The 18,430-nt window shown below is 55.9% G+C and carries 17 protein-coding genes; 15 read left to right on the top strand and 2 right to left on the bottom strand.

The window, feature by feature from the left end; genetic code table 11:
• The first annotated feature begins 20 nt into the window (after positions 1-20).
• From rutC to AAIE03_RS21380, 13 genes are all read left to right on the top strand, one after another.
• The gene (gene rutC, locus AAIE03_RS21320; RefSeq protein ID WP_013027868.1) at positions 21-407 is read left to right on the top strand and encodes a pyrimidine utilization protein C; all 387 of its coding nucleotides are present in this window, start codon (positions 21-23) and stop codon (positions 405-407) included.
• A gap of 35 nt (positions 408-442) precedes the next feature.
• Positions 443-1,270 (top strand): pyrimidine utilization protein D, encoded by an 828-nt coding sequence (rutD, locus tag AAIE03_RS21325; RefSeq protein ID WP_014604634.1) that lies wholly within the window; start codon positions 443-445, stop codon positions 1,268-1,270.
• The gene (locus AAIE03_RS21330) at positions 1,267-1,857 is read left to right on the top strand and encodes a malonic semialdehyde reductase (RefSeq protein ID WP_013027870.1); all 591 of its coding nucleotides are present in this window, start codon (positions 1,267-1,269) and stop codon (positions 1,855-1,857) included. Before rutD ends, AAIE03_RS21330 begins: the two co-directional genes overlap by 4 nt.
• Before the next feature lie 69 nt (positions 1,858-1,926).
• Positions 1,927-2,442 (top strand): NADH-dependent FMN reductase RutF, encoded by a 516-nt coding sequence (rutF, locus tag AAIE03_RS21335; protein ID WP_088900766.1) that lies wholly within the window; start codon positions 1,927-1,929, stop codon positions 2,440-2,442.
• Positions 2,443-2,475: 33 nt separating this feature from the next.
• Positions 2,476-3,822: a pyrimidine utilization transport protein G gene (gene rutG / locus AAIE03_RS21340; RefSeq protein WP_498563188.1), complete on the top strand. Its 1,347-nt coding sequence runs from the start codon at positions 2,476-2,478 to the stop codon at positions 3,820-3,822.
• 297 nt (positions 3,823-4,119) lie between these two features.
• Complete coding sequence (dgcN, locus tag AAIE03_RS21345) at positions 4,120-5,127, top strand: N-acetyltransferase DgcN (RefSeq protein ID WP_498563189.1); 1,008 nt, start codon at positions 4,120-4,122, stop codon at positions 5,125-5,127.
• A 1-nt stretch (position 5,128) separates the two neighbouring features.
• Positions 5,129-6,094: an N-acetyl-D-Glu racemase DgcA gene (dgcA, locus tag AAIE03_RS21350; protein ID WP_014333152.1), complete on the top strand. Its 966-nt coding sequence runs from the start codon at positions 5,129-5,131 to the stop codon at positions 6,092-6,094.
• Between the two features lie 15 nt (positions 6,095-6,109).
• Positions 6,110-7,975 (top strand): ABC transporter ATP-binding protein, encoded by a 1,866-nt coding sequence (locus tag AAIE03_RS21355; protein WP_145032655.1) that lies wholly within the window; start codon positions 6,110-6,112, stop codon positions 7,973-7,975.
• Between the two features lie 21 nt (positions 7,976-7,996).
• Entirely contained in the window at positions 7,997-9,538 is a 1,542-nt protein-coding gene (locus tag AAIE03_RS21360) for a glutathione ABC transporter substrate-binding protein (RefSeq protein WP_013027876.1), read from the top strand.
• 83 nt (positions 9,539-9,621) lie between these two features.
• Entirely contained in the window at positions 9,622-10,554 is a 933-nt protein-coding gene (locus tag AAIE03_RS21365) for an ABC transporter permease (RefSeq protein ID WP_014333154.1), read from the top strand.
• Positions 10,551-11,435, top strand: a complete 885-nt coding sequence (locus AAIE03_RS21370) for an ABC transporter permease subunit (RefSeq protein ID WP_013027878.1) — start codon at positions 10,551-10,553, stop codon at positions 11,433-11,435. The genes AAIE03_RS21365 and AAIE03_RS21370 overlap by 4 nt, the downstream gene beginning before the upstream one ends.
• Positions 11,436-11,437: 2 nt before the next feature.
• Positions 11,438-12,481: a DmpA family aminopeptidase gene (locus tag AAIE03_RS21375; protein ID WP_019105819.1), complete on the top strand. Its 1,044-nt coding sequence runs from the start codon at positions 11,438-11,440 to the stop codon at positions 12,479-12,481.
• Positions 12,478-13,302, top strand: a complete 825-nt coding sequence (locus AAIE03_RS21380) for a M55 family metallopeptidase (RefSeq protein ID WP_019106865.1) — start codon at positions 12,478-12,480, stop codon at positions 13,300-13,302. The genes AAIE03_RS21375 and AAIE03_RS21380 overlap by 4 nt, the downstream gene beginning before the upstream one ends.
• Before the next feature lie 28 nt (positions 13,303-13,330).
• Here the strand turns inward: AAIE03_RS21380 and AAIE03_RS21385 are convergent, their stop codons facing one another.
• Positions 13,331-13,513 carry a hypothetical protein gene (locus AAIE03_RS21385; RefSeq protein WP_019105817.1) on the bottom strand — a complete coding sequence of 61 codons (183 nt, stop codon included), beginning with the start codon at positions 13,511-13,513 and terminating at the stop codon, positions 13,331-13,333.
• A gap of 246 nt (positions 13,514-13,759) precedes the next feature.
• Between AAIE03_RS21385 and AAIE03_RS21390 the strand changes: the two genes are divergently transcribed.
• Entirely contained in the window at positions 13,760-14,677 is a 918-nt protein-coding gene (locus tag AAIE03_RS21390; RefSeq protein WP_014333158.1) for a LysR family transcriptional regulator, read from the top strand.
• A gap of 182 nt (positions 14,678-14,859) precedes the next feature.
• Here the strand turns inward: AAIE03_RS21390 and AAIE03_RS21395 are convergent, their stop codons facing one another.
• Complete coding sequence (locus AAIE03_RS21395) at positions 14,860-16,917, bottom strand: putative bifunctional diguanylate cyclase/phosphodiesterase (RefSeq protein ID WP_013027882.1); 2,058 nt, start codon at positions 16,915-16,917, stop codon at positions 14,860-14,862.
• Between the two features lie 398 nt (positions 16,918-17,315).
• Here AAIE03_RS21395 and AAIE03_RS21400 point away from each other — a divergent pair, with 398 nt between their 5' ends.
• Positions 17,316-18,338: a LacI family DNA-binding transcriptional regulator gene (locus AAIE03_RS21400; RefSeq protein ID WP_024472088.1), complete on the top strand. Its 1,023-nt coding sequence runs from the start codon at positions 17,316-17,318 to the stop codon at positions 18,336-18,338.
• The last annotated feature ends 92 nt before the right edge of the window (positions 18,339-18,430 follow it).

Here is an 18,430-nt window from a genome sequence, read left to right on the forward strand (position 1 = left end):
TGTGAAAAGGACAATGAACGATGCCTAAACGCGCCATTATTCCAGCCGGCAGCGGTGTTCCGCTGGCGCCATTTGTTCCCGGTACGCTTGCCGATGGGGTCCTGTACGTTTCCGGTACTTTGCCTTTTGATAAAGACAACAACGTCGTACATGTGGGCGATGCGGCAGCACAAACCCGCCATGTACTGGAGATCATCAAAAGCGTGATCGAAACCGCAGGCGGCAGCATGGATGACGTCACCATGAACTCGATTTTTATCACCGACTGGGCGAATTACGGGGCAGTGAATCAGGTCTATGCGGAGTATTTCCCGGGTGAAAAACCGGCAAGGTTCTGCATTCAGTGTGGGCTGGTGAAACCGGATGCGTTGATCGAAATCGCATCGATTGCCCACCTTGGCAAATAATCTGTTCGGTGATGTATTTCATCTGAGGAAACAGTATGTATTACAAGGTATTGGGTCAGCAAAACGCTGATGCAGAAACCGTCGTGCTCTCCTCGGGTCTCGGCGGCTCCGGGGGATTCTGGCAGCCTCAACTGGCGATGCTCTCGGCGCATTTTCGGGTGGTGGTCTATGACCAGTACGGCACCGGCGCCAGTCAGGGTAGCGTACCCGCCGGTTACCGGATGGAGGATATGGCCGATGAGCTGGCAGGCTTACTTAACGCGCTGAATATCAGCCGCTGTCATCTGGTCGGTCACGCACTGGGCGGCATTATGGGTCTGCATCTTGCCCTGCGTTATCCCGCGCTGCTGCAAAGTCTGGTGGTAATTAATGGCTGGACAGTCCTTAACAGCCAGACGCGCCGCTGCTTCGACGTCCGTCGGAACCTGCTGCTTAACAGCGGCGTAGATGCCTACGTGCAGGCGCAGCCGCTGTTTCTGTACCCGGGTGACTGGCTTTCTGAACATGAAGCTTTCCTGCAGGAAGAGCGCCAGCATCAGGTGACGAACTTTCAGGGGATGGAAAACCTGCTGCATCGCCTGCAGGCGCTGATGGACTCCGATCTGACCACCTCGCTCAAAGGCGTCATCGCGCCGACCCTGGCGTTGAGCGCTAAAGATGATTTGCTGGTGCCCTGGTCCTGTTCAGCCGATCTCGCCTCGCGTCTTCCCCATGGCGAGCACCTGCAAATGGGCTACGGCGGACATGCCATGAGCGTAACGGACCCCGATACGTTTAACCCGATTTTACTGGACTGGCTGCAGCGGCAGGCTTCGCATCCATCCGGAACACCGTCTGATTTCATACCTGTGGAGATGCCATGACCGAAGCATTAACCGCCAGCGCGCTGGCCACGTTGTTCACCGAAGCCCGCACCCATAACGGCTGGCTGAATAAACCGGTAACAGGCGAACAACTCAAAACGATTTACGAACTGGCGCGCATGGGGCCGACCTCGGCGAACTGCAGCCCGGTGCGCATCGTATTTATTCAGAGCCAGGAAGCGAAACAACAACTGGCGCCGGCACTTTCCAGTGGCAATCTGAAGAAAACGATGACCGCTCCGGTGACGGCGATTATTGCCTGGGATCCGGAATTCTATGAGCTGCTGCCTGAACTGTTTCCGTCCGGCGATGCCCGTTCATGGTTCACCTCCAGCCCACAGCTTGCACAGGATACCGCGTTCCGCAACAGCAGTTTACAGGCTGCGTATCTGATTATGGCCTGTCGCGCGATCGGCCTGGATACCGGACCGATGTCCGGTTTCGACAATGCCAAAGTTGATGAAACCTTTCTGGCGCAGGAAGGCTGGAAATCGAATTTTCTGATTAACATTGGTTACGGCGACAGCAGCAAAGTCTATCCGCGCGCACCGCGCCTGGACTTTGACCGCGCCTGTCGCGTGCTGTAAGCATCACCGATCATGACTGAGGACACGAGCATGCAATCAACCCTGAACGCCACACTGCCCGCGACCGACATGCCCCTTGCTGAAAAAGAGGCTGCCGTTGAGAAACAGGAATACCGCAATGCCATGGCGCGCCTCGGCTCTGCCGTCAACATCATCACCACTGACGGCCCCGGCGGTCGGGCAGGTTTCACCGCCTCTGCTGTGTGCAGCGTCACCGATACGCCACCGACACTGCTGGTGTGCCTGAACCGTTCTGCGTCGGTACATCCGGCGTTTATACAAAATCAGGTGCTGTGCGTAAACACGCTAGCCGACAGCCACGAATCACTTTCTAATTTATTCGGCGGAAAAACGCCGATGGAACAACGCTTCGACGCCGCCGAATGGACAGATCTCGCCACCGGCTCCCCGATCCTCACTAACGCGCTTGTGTCATTTGACTGCAAGGTCACGCAGATCACCCGGGTCGGTACTCACGATATTATGTTTTGTGAAGTTGTTGCACTCCGTTGCAACGATGACTGCCACGGACTGGCGTATTTCGACCGACGCTATCATCCGCTGATGCGTCAGATAGCCTGTTAACTCAATCCGCATTCAACTTAGTAAGGATCGTACATGGCACATTCCTGGTTTCCGCAATGGCGTAAAAGAGAAGGTAATCTGGATGGCGCGGTGATCGCACCGGATGAACGGCTACCGTTTGGCGCGACGGTGATCATGGGACTGCAACACACGGTGGCGATGTTTGGCGCCACGGTACTCATGCCATTGCTGATGGGGTTTGACGCCAATATGGCGATCCTGATGTCGGGCATCGGCACGCTGCTGTTCTTCCTGGTTGTAGGCGGGCGCGTGCCGAGTTATCTCGGTTCCAGTGCTGCATTTGTCGGGTTAGTAATTGCCGTGACCGGCTACAGCGGCCACGGCACGAACCCGAATATCGGCGTTGCGCTCGGCGGGATTATCGCCTGTGGCCTGATTTACATGCTGATCGGTTTTGTGGTCATGGCGGTCGGCACGCGCTGGATTGAGCGCCTGATGCCGCCGGTGGTGACCGGCGCGGTAGTCATGGCGATTGGACTCAATCTGGCGCCGATTGCCATAAACAGCGTATCCGCTTCATCGTTTGACAGCTGGATGGCGGTGATGACGGTGCTGTGTATCGGATCGGTGGCGGTGTTTACACGCGGTCTGGTACAGCGACTGTTACTGTTGCTGGGTCTGGTGGCGGCGTACCTGATTTATATGGCGATCACCAACGGCCTCGGGCTGGGCACGCCGGTGAATTTCAGCGCCGTGGCGCAGGCGCCCTGGTTCGGCGTGCCCACCGTCACTACGCCGGTATTCAGCACGCACGCTATGCTGATGATTGCGCCGGTGGCGGTGATCCTGGTTGCGGAAAACCTTGGCCATATTAAAGCCGTGGCGGGGATGACCGGTAAAAATCTCGATCCCTACATGGGCCGCGCCTTTATCGGGGATGGCCTGGCGACCTTGCTTTCGGCTTCGGCGGGCGGCACCGGCGTGACAACCTATGCCGAAAATATCGGCGTCATGGCCGTCACTAAAATTTACTCCACGCTGATTTTTGTCGCCGCCGCAATCATGGCCATTGTGTTGGGTTTTTCGCCTAAATTTGGTGCCTTGATCCACACCATTCCTGGCCCGGTGCTCGGTGGAGCATCCATCGTGGTATTTGGCTTGATTGCCGTAGCTGGCGCCCGCATTTGGGTACAAAACCAAGTTGATTTGGGCCTGAATGGCAATCTCATCATGGTGGCAGTTACGCTGGTACTGGGCGCGGGCAACTTCACCCTGAGCCTGGGCGGCTTCAGCATGGGCGGCATCGGCACCGCGACCTTTGGGGCGATTTTACTCAATGCTTTCCTGAGCCGCAGCAAAATGGCAAAGACGCCGGCTGAGATTGAGGCAGCCACAGAAGCGGCGCTGAGAGAGCCGTAACCTTTTATTGCTTCGTCTGTCGTCAGTGGGTGTTAAGGGTGCCTGGTGATCGTTTCACAACACTAACCAGGCATTTTTCACCGCCTTTTTGCGCCTGACATATTATCTTTTCCTATGCATTCCCCCGCAAACTGGGCTGATTTTCGCCCTGATCCCTGAATTAACGTGGGTGCCATAACCTTTTCATCTGACTATAGCCTGCGGTTATATCCTCCAACTAAACAAGCATTCGTCACCTTTTGAAGCGCATGAAATAGTGGGTTCAGAAACTTACCTTTGTCTGAAACGAGAAATATCATGCTAATTCCACAACCCTATTTACTTTTTCTTGGCGATGTCACCGATCCACTCGCGGCGAAAACGGCGCGCGGTATTCATATCTGGCGGCCGGAGCAGTGCGTGGGCGAAATTAAACTCCCGGGCTGTACTGTCAGCCTGGGTCTGGATGAACTTGACATCATCAGCGCCAAAGCACGCGGCGCGAAAACGCTGGTGCTCGGTACTGCTAACGCAGGGGGCTATCTGCCAGAACACTGGCTGGATACGGTGAAAAGTGCCATCAAAGCAGGCATGAACGTTGCCAGCGGACTGCATCACCGTCTGGTGGACGAGCCCGAACTGGTGACGCTTGCCCAGACGTTTGGTGTTGAGCTTTTTGACTTACGCCATATGCGTCCGACGCTGAGCGTTGGCAGTGGTAAGAAGCGGACAGGCAAACGGATACTGACTGTTGGCACTGACTGCTCCGTGGGCAAGATGTACACCTCACTGGCGCTGGAAGCGGCGATGCGTGAGCGCGGAATGAAAGCGGATTTTCGCGCTACAGGTCAGACAGGGATTCTGGTGGCGGGTGAAGGGATTGCCGTGGATGCGGTCATCGCGGATTTTATTGCCGGTGCGGCCGAAGCGCTGTCACCCGCGAATGATGAGGATCATTGGGACATCGTTGAAGGGCAGGGGTCACTGTTCCACCCCTCTTACGCAGGCGTCAGTATGGGGCTCATGCACGGTGCGCAACCTCACTGGTTGGTGATGTGCCATGAAATGGGGCGCCCCCATATGCGCCATTTACCTCATCAGCCAATGGTCAGCCTGAAAGACTGCGTTGAAGCCAATCTGCGCGCTGCCCAGGTGACCAGCGAGTCCGTCCAGCTGGCGGGGTTTGCCATTAACACCTCAAATTACACGGAAGACGAAGCGCGCGCCTATTGCGCCGAAGTCAGCGCAGAGTTTGGTTTACCGGCTACGGATCCTGTGCGTTTTGGCATCGACGAGATCGCCGCACTGCTTCAGGCGCGGGGGTGAAATGAGACAGTTGCAGATTGACGTGGTGGAACTGCCGCTGGCACGGCCCTTTGCTATTTCGCGCGGTACGCGTACCGCCGTCACGGTTATCCGGGTCACGCTGGAGCAAAACGGTTTCATTGGGCGAGGCGAATGTACGCCCACGGCGCGCTACGATGAAACGCCAGACAGCGTTCAGGCCGAGCTTGAGGCAGTGCGTGCTGACGTTGAAGCCGGCCTGAGCCGTCATGATCTGCAACACCGCTTACCCGCCGGTTCCGCGCGCAACGTGCTGGACTGTGCGCTGTGGCGACTGGATGCCGCCCGCGCCAGTCAAACGCTATGGCAGAAAAGTGCACGTCCTCAGCCACGCTCGGTGATCACGGCGGAAACCCTCAGCCTCGATACGCTGGAAAATATGGCGCTGGCGGCGGCGGATGCCGTATCGCGTGGCGCCATCCTGCTCAAAATTAAGCTCAATCGTGATGCAGTTCTGGAAAAGGTGGCGGCCATTCGCGCTGCGGCACCGCGCGCCACGCTGATTATCGACGCTAATGAGGCCTGGTCGGGAATGGACCTGGAAAGCCTGCTGGCCGCACTTCAGGGCTATAACATTGCTATGGTCGAGCAACCGCTTCCCGCCGGTCAGGATCAGGACCTGCAACGTTTTCATCATCCGGTTCCCGTTTGTGCTGATGAGAGTTGCCATACGCGCGAGGATATTGCCGGACTGCGGAACCGCTACGAGATGATCAACATCAAGCTGGATAAGTGCGGTGGCCTGACGGAAGCGCTGGCGATGGTAGAAGAAGCACAAAAGCAGAATATGCGCATCATGGTCGGCTGCATGCTGGGCTCATCACTGGCGATGGAAGCCGCATTGCCGGTGGCGGTTAACGCAGAGCACGTCGATTTAGATGGCCCTATCTGGCTTGCTGCCGACAGTTCTCCTTTTTTGACCTACTCCGAAGGCCGTATCTGGCTATAACTCTACGAGGCGACGATGACGGACACACGACTCACTTCTTCTGCCAACAGTGCCGCCGGTTCATCACCCGTGCTTGATATTCGGGATCTCAGCGTCTCATTTCGTGGGCGCAGCGGCGAGAATCAGGCACTAAAAGGCATCAGTTTTGCCATTAATCCGGGCGAAATTGTCGCCGTAGTGGGTGAGAGTGGCTCAGGGAAATCAGTCACTTCTTTGGCCGTAATGGGCTTACTGGCGAACAACGGCCGTATCGATCGCGGCAGCATGCAGTTTCGCGATCGTGGCGGAAAAGTACATGCGCTGGAAACACTGGATGAAAATCAGCGCCGCACGTTGCGTGGTTGCGAAATGGCGATGATCTTTCAGGAGCCCATGACCTCGCTGAATCCGGTGCTGCGCGTCGATGACCAGCTCACTGAAGCGTTACGCGATCATCAACAGTGCGACAAGAAAGAAGCGCATGCGCGCGTGCGTGAATTGCTTCGACAGGTGCGTATTGCCGATGTGGATCGTGTCATGAAAAGCTATCCGCACGCACTCTCAGGCGGTATGCGCCAGCGGGTGATGATTGCGCAGGCGCTGGCCTGTGATCCGCAACTTCTGATTGCTGACGAACCTACAACGGCGCTGGATGTTACCGTGCAGGCGCGCATTCTGCACATTCTGCGTGAGCTGCAACGCGAGAAACAGATGGCGGTGCTGTTTATCACTCACGATATGGGCGTCGTGGCTGAAATCGCCGATCGTGTCGTGGTCATGCTGCGTGGCGAAGTCGTCGAACAGGGCAGCGTCGCAGCGGTTTTTGCCGCCCCGCAGCACCCGTATACCCAGGCTTTGCTGGCGGCAGTGCCGAGACTGGGCGACATGCGCGAATATGCGTGGCCGCAACGCTTTCCGCTGCTCGGCACACAGAATACCGTCGAAAATGAACAGCATACCGCGCGCTACGACACCGCGCCGTTGCTCGATGTGCGTGGGTTGAAAGTCTACTATCCCATCCGCAGCGGCATATTTTCGACGCTCACGCATCATGTCCATGCGGTTGAGCAGATTGATTTCAGTCTGTGGCCAGGTGAAACCCTGGCGATCGTGGGCGAAAGCGGCTGCGGCAAATCGACGACCGGCCGTGCGCTGATGCGCCTGATCAACAGTGACGCCGAAAGCATTCACTTCGAAGGGAAAGAAATCTCTCACCTGAAAGAGGCAGCATTCCAGCCGCTCCGCCGTGAAATTCAGATGGTGTTTCAGGATCCCTACGCCTCACTGAACCCTCGGCTTACCGTGGGTTTCACCATCGCCGAGCCCTTGCTGTTGCATGGCATGGTGTCCTCACTGGAACAGGCTTCGCCACAGATAGATGCGTTGCTGAAGAGCGTTGGTCTGCTGCCCGAGCACGCGCGTCGGTATCCACACGAATTTTCAGGTGGTCAGCGCCAGCGTATTGCCATTGCCCGCGCCATGGCCCTGAAACCCAAAGTGATTATTGCTGATGAAGCGGTATCGGCCCTTGACGTCTCCATTCAGGCGCAGGTGGTGAACCTGATGATGGATCTGCAGCAGCAAACGGGCGTGGCGTGGATTTTCATCTCTCACGATATGGCAGTCGTCGAGCGCATTGCCAACCGTGTGGCAGTGATGTACCTCGGCCAGATTGTGGAGCTTGGGCCGCGTCAGTCGGTATTTAATCAGCCGCAACATCCTTATACCCAACGCCTGCTGGCCTCCGTGCCGGTGGCGGATCCCGAGAACCGTCAGCCCCGTATTATCGATGACAGCGAAATCCCTTCGCCGTTAAGAAAAGTGGGCGAAACGGTCACTAAACCCCGTTATCGACAGGTTGCGCCTCAGCACTGGGTCGCTGACGGCATTGCATTGCGATAATTCAACGACCAGGAGATTTTTATGAAAACGCTGTTTCGCCGTACTTCACTCGCCCTCGCATTGACGACGACGCTGGTCATGACTGCACAGGCACAGGATCTGCGTATTTCAATGTATGCCGATATTACGGGGCTGGATCCGCACGATACCTCAGACAATGTCAGCTATTCGGTGCAGAGTGGTATCTTTGAACGACTGTTTCAGTTCGATCCACACATGAAGCTCCAGCCCTGGCTGGCAACCGGTTATACCTCAAATGAAAATGCAACGGAGTTTACGCTGACGTTGCGCAAAGGCGTCACCTTCCAGGATGGCACACCTTTTGATGCGGAAGCCGTCAAAGCCAACCTTGATCGCCTGGCAGACCAGAAAAAAGGGCTAAAGCGTAACAGCCTGTACAAAATGATCGATAAGGTTACGGTGCTGGCACCCGATCAGGTAAAAATCGATCTTAACCAGTCGTTTGGTGCCTTTATTAACACGCTGGCACATCCTTCCGCAGTGATGTGGAGCCCGTCCATTCTCAAGCAATATCCAGACGAAGCCCAACTCCGGTTGCATCCTGTGGGTACCGGTCCGTTTAAATTTGTTGACTGGACACCGGGCAAAGCGGTCACGCTGGCGAAGTATGACGGTTACTGGCAGCAGGGATGGCCAAAAGTCGATCATGTTATCTTCTCACCCAGCCCGGAAGATGCAACACGCGTAGCCGCGTTGAAGTCGGGTCAGGTTGACGCAATCTGGCCATTGCCTTCGGATCTGATTGCTGCCGTGAAACAAGACAGCAACCTCTCTGTTCAGCGCGATCCCAGCATTTATCTTTATTACATGGCGATTAATACGCAGCACAAGCCACTGGCAGATGTTCGCGTGCGTCAGGCAATCAACTATGCGATTGACCGTAATCTGTGGCTGAAGGTGGCCTTTGCCGGTTTAGGTAAACCTGCCACATCCGCCATGCCCGAAGGTGTCCAGTTTTATCAGAAACAAAACGATCCTGATTATCACTATGCGCCGGATAAAGCCAAAGCGCTGCTGAAAGCGGCGGGCTATCCGAATGGTCTGGATCTCAAACTCTGGGTTACGAATGCAACGGCCAGCGTGCGCGCCGCTCAGGTACTGAAAGCGCAGCTGGGCACGGTGGGCATTCGAGCCACAGTAACTCCGATGGATTCCGGCACGCGCAACGCTAAGTTATGGGGCGTACAGGACCCGAAAAAGGCGGAATTTGATCTGTACTATGGTGGCTGGTCAACGTCCACAGGCGATGCCGACTGGGCGCTGCGTCCGCTGTTTGCCACCGAATCCTGGGTGCCCACCTCCTACAATGTCTCCTATTTCAGCAATCCTGATGTAGACAAAGCCATTGCCGCCGGGCTGGCAACGGCCGATCCGGCAAAGCGTGGTATCGCCTATGCGCAAGCGCAGAAACTGATATGGCAGGATGCACCGGTGGCATTCCTTGGTACGCCAGACAATCTCGTTGGCAAACGCCGCACCCTGAATGGTGTTTCCATGCTGCCTGATGGCAATTTGCTCTTCACTCAGGCGTCGTTTAAATAAGACGCGGATTGCTCTCACGTCCCTTTCTCTCGCAGGGCAAAAGGACGTGAGGGCACCCGTCACAGTGCATTTCAAGGAATGGCATGTTTGCATACATCCTTCGCCGATTACTGGAGATGATCCCGGTTTTGCTGGTGGTCTCGCTGCTGGTTTTCGGTTTTATCAAGCTGCTGCCGGGCGACCCGGCGCGCATCTATGCTGGACCGGATGCGCCCATTGAGGCGGTTGAAGCGGCGCGTCAGCACCTTGGGCTTAACGATTCGCTGCCACAGCAGTACGTCCACTGGATCGATAGCCTGTTACACGGCGATCTTGGCACCACCTACCGCACCCAGCAACCGGTGCTGCAGGTGATTAAACAGGGCTTCATGCCAACGCTTTGGCTCGCCTTAGCGGGGTTTGCCTGGTCCGTGATTCTCGGCCTCGTACTTGGCGTTCTCGCGGCACTGAAGCGAGGAAAATGGCAAGACTGGACGCTGATGAGCATGGCGGTGGGCGGTATCTCAATGCCTGCTTTCTGGCTGGGTCTGTTGCTGATCCAGTTCGTCGCGATGCCTTTTGGGCTGTTCTCAGTCAGCGGTTTCAACAAAGCCGGTGATATTGTCCTGCCCGCCATCACGCTGGGTTCGTCAGTGGCGGCAGTGATGGCTCGGTTTACCCGCTCAGCCTTCCTGGAGGTGGCGCAGGAAGATTACGTGCGGACCGCGAAAGCCAAAGGACTGCGTAACCGCCTCGTGACGTGGAAACATGTGATGCGTAATGCACTCATTCCGGTGATTACCATGCTCGGTTTGCAGTTCGGTTTTCTGCTGGGCGGCTCCATCGTCGTGGAGAGCGTCTTCAACTGGCCGGGATTAGGCTGGTTGTTGATTGAGTCGATAAAAGCGCAGGATCAGCCGGTTATTCAGGCGCTGGTGATGCTGTTCGTGTTTGAATTTATTGTCATTAATCTGCTGGTCGATCTGCTTTACGCGGTCGTCAATCCGGCGATTCGTCTGCGACAGGAGCCGAGATGAGTATTCAATCGCTGACTGAAAACCCGCCTCAGGTCATCCGTTCGCCGTGGCGCGATTTCCTGCATGCCTTTGTGCGTAATCCTCTGGCGCTGGTCTCAGGCGGATTTGTACTGTTGTTGATCGTGGTGGCGATCTTTGCGCCCTGGCTGGCCCCCTGGGATCCGATGGCACCAGACTGGATGGCGTTGTCGTCACCGCCCAGCGCGGCACACTGGATGGGAACCGACGAGCTGGGGCGTGATCTGCTCAGTCGCATTATCTATGGCGCGCGTATCTCGCTCTATGTCGGCGTGCTGTCCGTAACGCTCGGCATGATTGTCGGTGTGGTGTTGGGTTTACTGGCAGGCTATTACGGCGGCTGGGTCGATATGCTGATCATGCGCGGCGCCGACGTGTTATTCGCTTTTCCCGGCATGTTACTGGCCATTGCGGTTGTCGCGCTACTTGGAACCGGCCTGAACAATGTGATCATCGCGGTCGCGGTGTTCAGCGTGCCCGTTTTTGCCCGTATTGTGCGCGCCTCAACGCTGTCATTGAGACAGGCCGCCTATGTGGAAGCCGTACGCTGTGCCGGTGCACCCGATCGCATCATTATCCTGCGACATATTTTGCCCGGTACGCTTTCCAGCGTGATTGTCTACTTCACTATGCGCATCGGCACCAGTATTCTCACCGCAGCGGGCTTAAGCTTTATTGGCCTGGGGCCGGAGCCGGATGTGCCTGAATGGGGTAATATTCTGGCGATGAGCCGGAGCATGATGATGGCTGGCGCATGGCACATGAGCGTGTTTCCGGGGCTGGCGATTTTTATCACGGTGCTGGCGTTCAACCTGCTCGGCGACGCGCTGCGTGATACGCTCGACCCGAAACTGAAGAGCTGACCATGGATTTTCAACAATTGCAGCGCGATCTGCTGCTAAACCACTGGCGTCACGCGCGTACGTTGGGACAGCCGCGCGGCGCTTGCGGGCCCGGCAATCGAATCAGCGATGTTGCCGGCGTGCGCGTCGGGCATTACACGCTGAATGATGGAGAAAGGCAGACTGGCGTCACCGCTATCGTTCCACCGGGCGACAATGTGTTTCTCACGCCGCTGCCGTGTGGCGCGGAAGTGCTCAATGGCTTTGCAAAACCGGTCGGGCTGGTACAGGTCGAGGAGCTTGGCGTGTTACAGACGCCGATTCTGCTCAGCAACACGCTGGCGGTGGGCACGCTGTTTACCACGTTGGTCCGGGATGCCATCCGTCGTAATCCGGAGCTGGGGCGGACATTGCCCACGGTAAATCCGCTGGCACTGGAGTGCAACGATGGCTGGCTTAATGATATCCAGTCGTTGTCCATCAGCGAGGCGATGGCGCAGGCGGCATTGCGCACGGCCGCCGCCGATTTTGAACGCGGCAGCGTCGGGGCAGGGCGCGGGATGAGCTGTTTTAGCCTGAAGGGCGGGATCGGCACGGCCTCTCGTGTTATTCCCTCGCTCAACGCCACGCTCGGGGTGCTGGTGCTGGCAAATTTTGGTTCGCTAAGCGCACTAACGCTTGACGGTGTGCGACTCGGCGACATGATAGCGCCGCTGCTGGCCGGGCAACCGCCGCAGCGTGATGCCGGCTCTGTCATCATCGTGATGGCCACGGATGCGCCACTGGATGCGCGTCAGTTGAAACGCATCGCAAGGCGTGCCGGCGCCGGCCTTGGACGGTTGGGCAGCTACTGGGGCCACGGTTCAGGCGATATTGCCGTGGCGTTCTCAACGCAACCCCTGCCGCAACCGCCTCAGGATGACCAGCTGGAGCCGCTGCTTGCAGCCGCGGCAGATGCAACCGAACAGGCTGTTCTGGATGCCTTGTTGAGCGCGGAGGCCGTCACCGGCTTTCGTGGTCACCATCGGCCCTCACTGACTCAGATTCTGGACAAATTAACCGCATGAAAATTTTTATCTCTGCCGATATTGAAGGTATCGCGGGCGTCATGCGCCCGGAGCACTGCACACCAGGCAACCCGGAATATCAGATGGCCCGGGGGCTGATGGAACAGGAAGTCAATGCCGCGATTGAGGGGGCGTTCGCGGGGGGCGCAACGGAGGTGGTGGTCGCCGACAGCCATGCGCAAATGACCAATTTACGTGCGGAAAATATTGATCCACGCGCCCGACTGGTGCAGGGTAAACCTCGCGGTCTGTCGATGGTTGAAGGGATCGAGCAGCAGACGTTCGACGGATTATTTCTGGTGGGCTATCACAGCGCAGCAGGCGAACCTGGCGTACTGGCGCACACCATTAACGGCCGCGCATTCTGGCGTATCCATATCAATGGCCTTGTGATGGGGGAAACCGACATTTATGCCGCCGCTGCCGCTGAACAGGGTACGCCTCTGTTGTTGGTCACCGGCGACGATCAGCTCCAGAGTTGGATAGCAGAATATTATCCCACGGTTGATTACGTCTGTGTAAAACGCGCCATTTCCCATACCTGCGCGGAATCCATCAGCCCCAAAGCGGCGCAGCGTGCAATATACGCCGCGGCAAGCGCCGCACTGCAGCATTCACATCAAGCAAGCACGACTCGCCTGGCCGCGCCTTATCGCATGCAGCTCCAGGCCAGCAAACCCGTGCTGGCCGATCTGTTTAGCCTGATTCCCGGTGTCACGCGCATCGATGCGGTTACCGTGGAGTATCAGGCGGAGCGGATGGGGACGTTGATCAGCTTGCTCAGTGCCTTTTCCTATCTGGCGAGTACCCAATCGTCATAAGAGGATGTGCGTATCGGCAGCGGCAACGTTAGCGCGCCTGTTCTGCTGCCCTGAAACACCGCTGCCATACAGGACTACCCATCGGCCAGCCGCGCGGCTGGCCATCCAGCGATGTCGCTTCCGTTGCACCACGATGGGGCGAACGCCTGTCCGGACAGCGTTTCCATTCAGTCCGGCCCGGAGGTGCAAAAACCAGCGCGGTAGAGCCCATTTCATCTCCTCTCTTCAGACGCAGTCATCGACTCATACCGATCGCCAGATGAAGGTCGGCGACTCAGCCACCGTCAGCTTTACGGTACAAATTTTGCAAAAGAGCAGGGATTGCCATGTAATGACCCGGGGTGCGGTTGCAGGCTTTCCCGTAAAGTTGCGGTGTTGGCAGTCTCATGCAGGCACTGCTGTAAAAGGGTGGTGACAACGGCCTGCGGTCAGGTGAATCCAGTTAAGGTGAATAATAATGCGGCTCCGTCACATAGAGGTATTTCAGGCCATCGTACAGACCGGTAGCATCAGCGCTGCAGCGCGCTTGCTGAATGTGTCCCAGCCGAATATCAGCCGCGTGCTGAATCATGCGGAACAGCAATTGGGTTTTGCACTGTTTGAGCGACGGATACAGGGAATGAGCGTCACGGCGGAAGGGCGACGCCTGCTGCCCGAAGTAGAAGATCTTTATCAACGTTTGCAATCCATTACTCAACTCACCGAACAACTTCGACGCGGCGAAGGGCAGATAGTCCGCGTGGGTGCGGCTCACGCGTTCGGTCAAATGGTGCTGGCACCCGCATTGGTCACCTGGCGACAACAGGTGGCCTCGGTCAGTGTCGAACTGGTCACGGAGCACTTCAAGACTTTGTGCCAAATGATTCTGGAAAATCAGCTTGATTTCGCCCTGGTGTTTGGTCAACAGGTGGATGCAGACCTTTTGGCTGAACCGCTGTTCCAGTCTTCCATGGTGGCGCTGCTGCCGCTCAATCATCCCCAGCATGAACCCGTTTCGCTGGAGTGGTTATGCAGCAATAATCTGCTGATGATGCAGACCCAGGATCCGCTTGGGCGCGTATTACACCGCGCGCTGCGCGATAAAAAGCTGAATCCCGCTGTGTCACTGTCGATTAAAACCTATTCGGTGATTGCGGATATGGTCCTGGCAGGCGGCGGCGTGGGCGTCGTGGATCTGTTCACGGCATGCCGCTATGCCGACCAGCTAAAATTGCTCCCCGTCGCGCAACCGTTGCCGTTTGAAGTGATGCTGATCAGCCGTCGTGATAAACCCCAGTCACAGTCCACTCTGCAACTTAAGCAGGTAATACGTAACAGGCTGTGGGAGATTGCCCGACAGTGCGAAGCACAGTTTCTGGTTGAGAAAGCAAGCTAAAAACGGCTTCTGGTGAATCTGGTGGTACACCTGCTATCGGCAAAGGTTTGCGTCACTGTTTTGCCTTTTGAAACCTGTTCTGGTCGTCCCGGTGCAGTCAGGGATACTTATTTCTTTTAAAGACATCCGGCGCTTTCTGTCCCCGTCAGTTGTTCCGGCAGGGACTGAGAAGGGCACACACTTTACTTCTGAATCCAGCAAGGGCCCGGCCTGCCAAAGAGGTATCCCTGCAGTAACGGACATTCATTCGTCTTTAGCCACTCCGCCTGTGCAGGCGTTTCCACGCCCTCTGCGGTCACTTCAACCTGGAGTTGACGGCAGAGTGAAAGAACGGAGCTGACGATGGCTGCCGCTCCGGAGTCCAGGTGCAGATCGTTGATAAACGACCTGTCTATTTTTATCCTGCTGAACAGTCCGGAACTGAGGTGGTTTAGTGAAGAAAAGCCCGTACCAAAATCATCCAGTACGATATGAATTCCGGTATCCCTGAACCTGCGAATCATTTCGTAACTGCCTTCGGGGTTGTCGAACAGCGCCGACTCGGTGATTTCGAGCTCCAGCCGGTTTGGGTGCAGCCCACTCTCAATAAGAACCGTTTTCACCCTGTTGGCCAGCTGTGGATCACGAAACTGACGGGGCGAGATATTAACTGCCACGCGTTCGTGCCCTGACCACTCCGCCATATCGTTGCAGGCTCGCTCAAGCGCGAATGCGCCAATATCATGAATAAGCCCGGTTTTTTCAGCAAGCGGGATGAACACGTCAGGCGAAACATTTCCCCTTACAGGATGATTCCAGCGCAGCAGGGCTTCATAGGAAACCACTTCCTCACTGATGCTGCAGACGACGGGCTGGTAAAAAATCTGCAGCTCACCGTTCTCCAGCGCACCACGCAGGTCATTTTCCAGGCTAAAGCGCTCTGCCGCCGAACTGGCTAGCTCATCGGTAAAAATTACCCAGCCTTTGCGCCCGGCTGACTTGGCAGCGTAGAGGGCGATATCGGCTGCCGATAACATGCTTTCGGCATCTCGCGCATAGCCCGGAAAGAGGCAAACCCCGAAGCTGCAACCCGAGGTGACTTTCCGCCCTTTCAGCATGAAGGGCTCCTTCAGGACCATCGTCAGGCGCGATGCTGTTTCGCTTGCGTCCTCTGCCGAGCTAATGCCGGGCAAAACGGCAACGAACTCGTCACCGCCCGTGCGGGCCAGAATGTCGCCCGGGCGCAGGACTGACAGTAGCCGTGCTGAAACCTCAATGAGCAAGGTATCGCCCGCCGCGTGACCCAGAACGTCGTTGACGCTTTTAAACCGATCTATGTCAGACACCATGACCGCAAAGGGTTCGTCACCGTCCAGAAGTGTTTCAAGCTCAGGCATCAGGCCACGGCGGTTGAGAAGCCCTGTCAGCGGATCATGAAGGGCCAGATGGTTCGCTCTGACCGCAGCCTGATACTCCGCCGTGACGTCTAGTATGGTATACAGGAGATAGTCATCTCCACCGCCCGAATTCAGCCTTTCAGCGGAAATCCGTAATGAAAATTCCGGCTCATTATCGCCCGAAGAAACCGTTTCACTAAAGCCCTGGTCGGGAAGAAGGTCAAATGCCTGCCTGAACACAGCCGCGAGATTGTCTGGCAGGCCCGCAGGCAGGGCGGTTCGGGTATTCCCACTGCGTACCCGTTCTTGCAGACAGGACAAATTCATGGCCGTCGGGTTCGCGCGTATGATGTCCCCCGATGCAACGTCACACAGGATGAGCGCGCAGGGCGTGTGGCTGAATACGGCGTCGAGCACCTTATTTGTGTCTGATAACTCGGTTTCCCTTTTCAGGATAACTTTTTGAGCGATGCGGAGCGCCGCCCTTTCCTGATAGCCTTGTGAAACGTCCCGCACGATTTTGATAAAGGCCGCATTATCTTCATCGGACGGATTGAGAAATTCTATTTCAACTGATGCCCGAAACGCGCTGCCGTTTTTGCGCAGGCGCCAGCCCTCTCCTGTGAACTTGCCGCGCTCACGGGCCTCCCTCAGGTTGGCCTCAGGGATATTCCTGGCCTGCTCATCTTCATCATAAAAAACCGAAATATGCTGCCCTCGGATATCGCGGCTATCCCATCCCTTGATCTCACGGCATCCAAGATTCCAGCTCATCACTTCTCCGGTGGAAGACAGCAGATATATCGCACAAAGAGACGTTCTGGCCACGGCGGCCCCCAGTTGGTCATTGGTTACGGATTTCATGTGGCTATCCTTGATGAGTTCATCGACCTGTTCGGAGATGATCTGGCGTTAAAAACGATTATCGGCGCCGTTAGCCAGAAACAGAGACAAAAATTTGTAAAAATTTAGTTAGAGGCCATATTACGCCACCTGTCTGGACCAGCCCAATCATAATGCACACGGGACTTAGCAGCGTTCGCTTTTCGCTGTAGAGTCAATCGTTTCACGCACAATTAATTTTTTAAAAGTCTGCCGCAAGTGACTTAATGCAAATCCAAACAGCGCTATCTGCTGTACGCATTCCGGAGGCACCGATCTCACCAATACGGTTATCATCCCGCAAAAAGCGCGGAAGCCTTTTGCCGCTATCCTGTTTATGTGTTTAGATTGATAGAAATCTATCATCACCAGGCTGAGTAATGAAAAAAATCTCTATGTCAGCGGTGGCACGAGCAGCCGGCGTGGGCGTCGCTACCGTGGATCGCGTGCTTAACAACAGAGCTTCTGTTAAACAGGAAACCCGGCAACGGGTCCTGCGCGCCGCTGAAGCCTTAGGCTACCGTGAAGACCTCATTAAGGTCATGACGCCGGACGCGACAGCGGCCAACATCCCCGTGCGCATCGGGTTCATTCTGCTGCCCAATAATTATTCTTTTTATCAGGTACTTTCAGAAGAAATCAGTCGATGCGCAGAGGGAAAACTGGCGACGAAACCGGCGTTTATGTGGGCCGATATTCACGATGTGGAGAACGTCGTATCGTCTCTGGAAGCGCTGGCAGAACGTGTTGATATCATCGGGCTTGTTGCTCTGGATCATCCCCTTATACGACATACGATTAAGCAGCTTTCCGCCTCAGGTGTGCAAATTTTCACGTTGTTTTCTGATCTCTCTCCCTGTGGTCAGGCGGGCTATATCGGGCTGGATAACCTCAAAGCAGGACGTACGGCGGGATGGTTTGCTGAACGCATGACAGAAAAAGAAAGTGTGATTGGCGTCCTACTGGGTGACCACCGTTTCAACTGCCAGGAAAGCTGTGAAATAAGCTTTCGTTCATACCTGCGTGAAAACAGAAAAGATGCCGTGGTTCTGGAGCCTCTCCAGACGCTTGAATGTATCAATGGGGGCTATCTGGCCGCGACGCAACTGCTGAAAGACAACCCAATCATAACAATGATTTATGCGCCATGTGGTGGTGTGGAAGGGGTGATTAAAGCCGTTTCTGAAAGCCCGCGGGATGATATAAAAATTCTCTGTCATGGCCCCTTTATCGGCGATGAAATGGCGCTGATTGAGGGACAGATCGACATCATGGTACGTCACCGCATTGATGCCGTGGCTGAAAAGATCGTCTCTGTTTTTATCAGCAGATATCAAGAGAACGATCGCAATCCGATTTACGTTACCCTGCCTTTCGATCTCATCACTCGGGAAAATATCTGAATCACCCCGGCTTCTGCCGAAGGCTTGCGCAGCCTGCATTTGATGTAAAACAATCAAATAAATGATATAAAAAAATCATGATCGCTATCAAA

The organism is Pantoea sp. Ae19-2, from assembly GCF_059801205.1.

Bases quoted from the DNA above. Each gene is read 5' to 3' on its own strand.
- AAIE03_RS21355 (WP_145032655.1), top strand. From the start codon at position 6,110: ATGACGGACACACGACTCACTTCTTCTGCCAACAGTGCCGCCGGTTCA.
- AAIE03_RS21395 (WP_013027882.1), bottom strand. From the start codon at position 16,917: ATGAAATCCGTAACCAATGACCAACTGGGGGCCGCCGTGGCCAGAACG.
- AAIE03_RS21390 (WP_014333158.1), top strand. From the start codon at position 13,760: ATGCGGCTCCGTCACATAGAGGTATTTCAGGCCATCGTACAGACCGGT.
- dgcA (WP_014333152.1), top strand. From the start codon at position 5,129: ATGAGACAGTTGCAGATTGACGTGGTGGAACTGCCGCTGGCACGGCCC.
- AAIE03_RS21365 (WP_014333154.1), top strand. From the start codon at position 9,622: ATGTTTGCATACATCCTTCGCCGATTACTGGAGATGATCCCGGTTTTG.
- rutF (WP_088900766.1), top strand. From the start codon at position 1,927: ATGCCCCTTGCTGAAAAAGAGGCTGCCGTTGAGAAACAGGAATACCGC.
- AAIE03_RS21400 (WP_024472088.1), top strand. From the start codon at position 17,316: ATGAAAAAAATCTCTATGTCAGCGGTGGCACGAGCAGCCGGCGTGGGC.
- AAIE03_RS21330 (WP_013027870.1), top strand. From the start codon at position 1,267: ATGACCGAAGCATTAACCGCCAGCGCGCTGGCCACGTTGTTCACCGAA.
- AAIE03_RS21380 (WP_019106865.1), top strand. From the start codon at position 12,478: ATGAAAATTTTTATCTCTGCCGATATTGAAGGTATCGCGGGCGTCATG.
- AAIE03_RS21375 (WP_019105819.1), top strand. From the start codon at position 11,438: ATGGATTTTCAACAATTGCAGCGCGATCTGCTGCTAAACCACTGGCGT.
- AAIE03_RS21360 (WP_013027876.1), top strand. From the start codon at position 7,997: ATGAAAACGCTGTTTCGCCGTACTTCACTCGCCCTCGCATTGACGACG.
- AAIE03_RS21385 (WP_019105817.1), bottom strand. From the start codon at position 13,513: ATGGGCTCTACCGCGCTGGTTTTTGCACCTCCGGGCCGGACTGAATGG.
- AAIE03_RS21370 (WP_013027878.1), top strand. From the start codon at position 10,551: ATGAGTATTCAATCGCTGACTGAAAACCCGCCTCAGGTCATCCGTTCG.
- rutC (WP_013027868.1), top strand. From the start codon at position 21: ATGCCTAAACGCGCCATTATTCCAGCCGGCAGCGGTGTTCCGCTGGCG.
- rutD (WP_014604634.1), top strand. From the start codon at position 443: ATGTATTACAAGGTATTGGGTCAGCAAAACGCTGATGCAGAAACCGTC.
- dgcN (WP_498563189.1), top strand. From the start codon at position 4,120: ATGCTAATTCCACAACCCTATTTACTTTTTCTTGGCGATGTCACCGAT.
- rutG (WP_498563188.1), top strand. From the start codon at position 2,476: ATGGCACATTCCTGGTTTCCGCAATGGCGTAAAAGAGAAGGTAATCTG.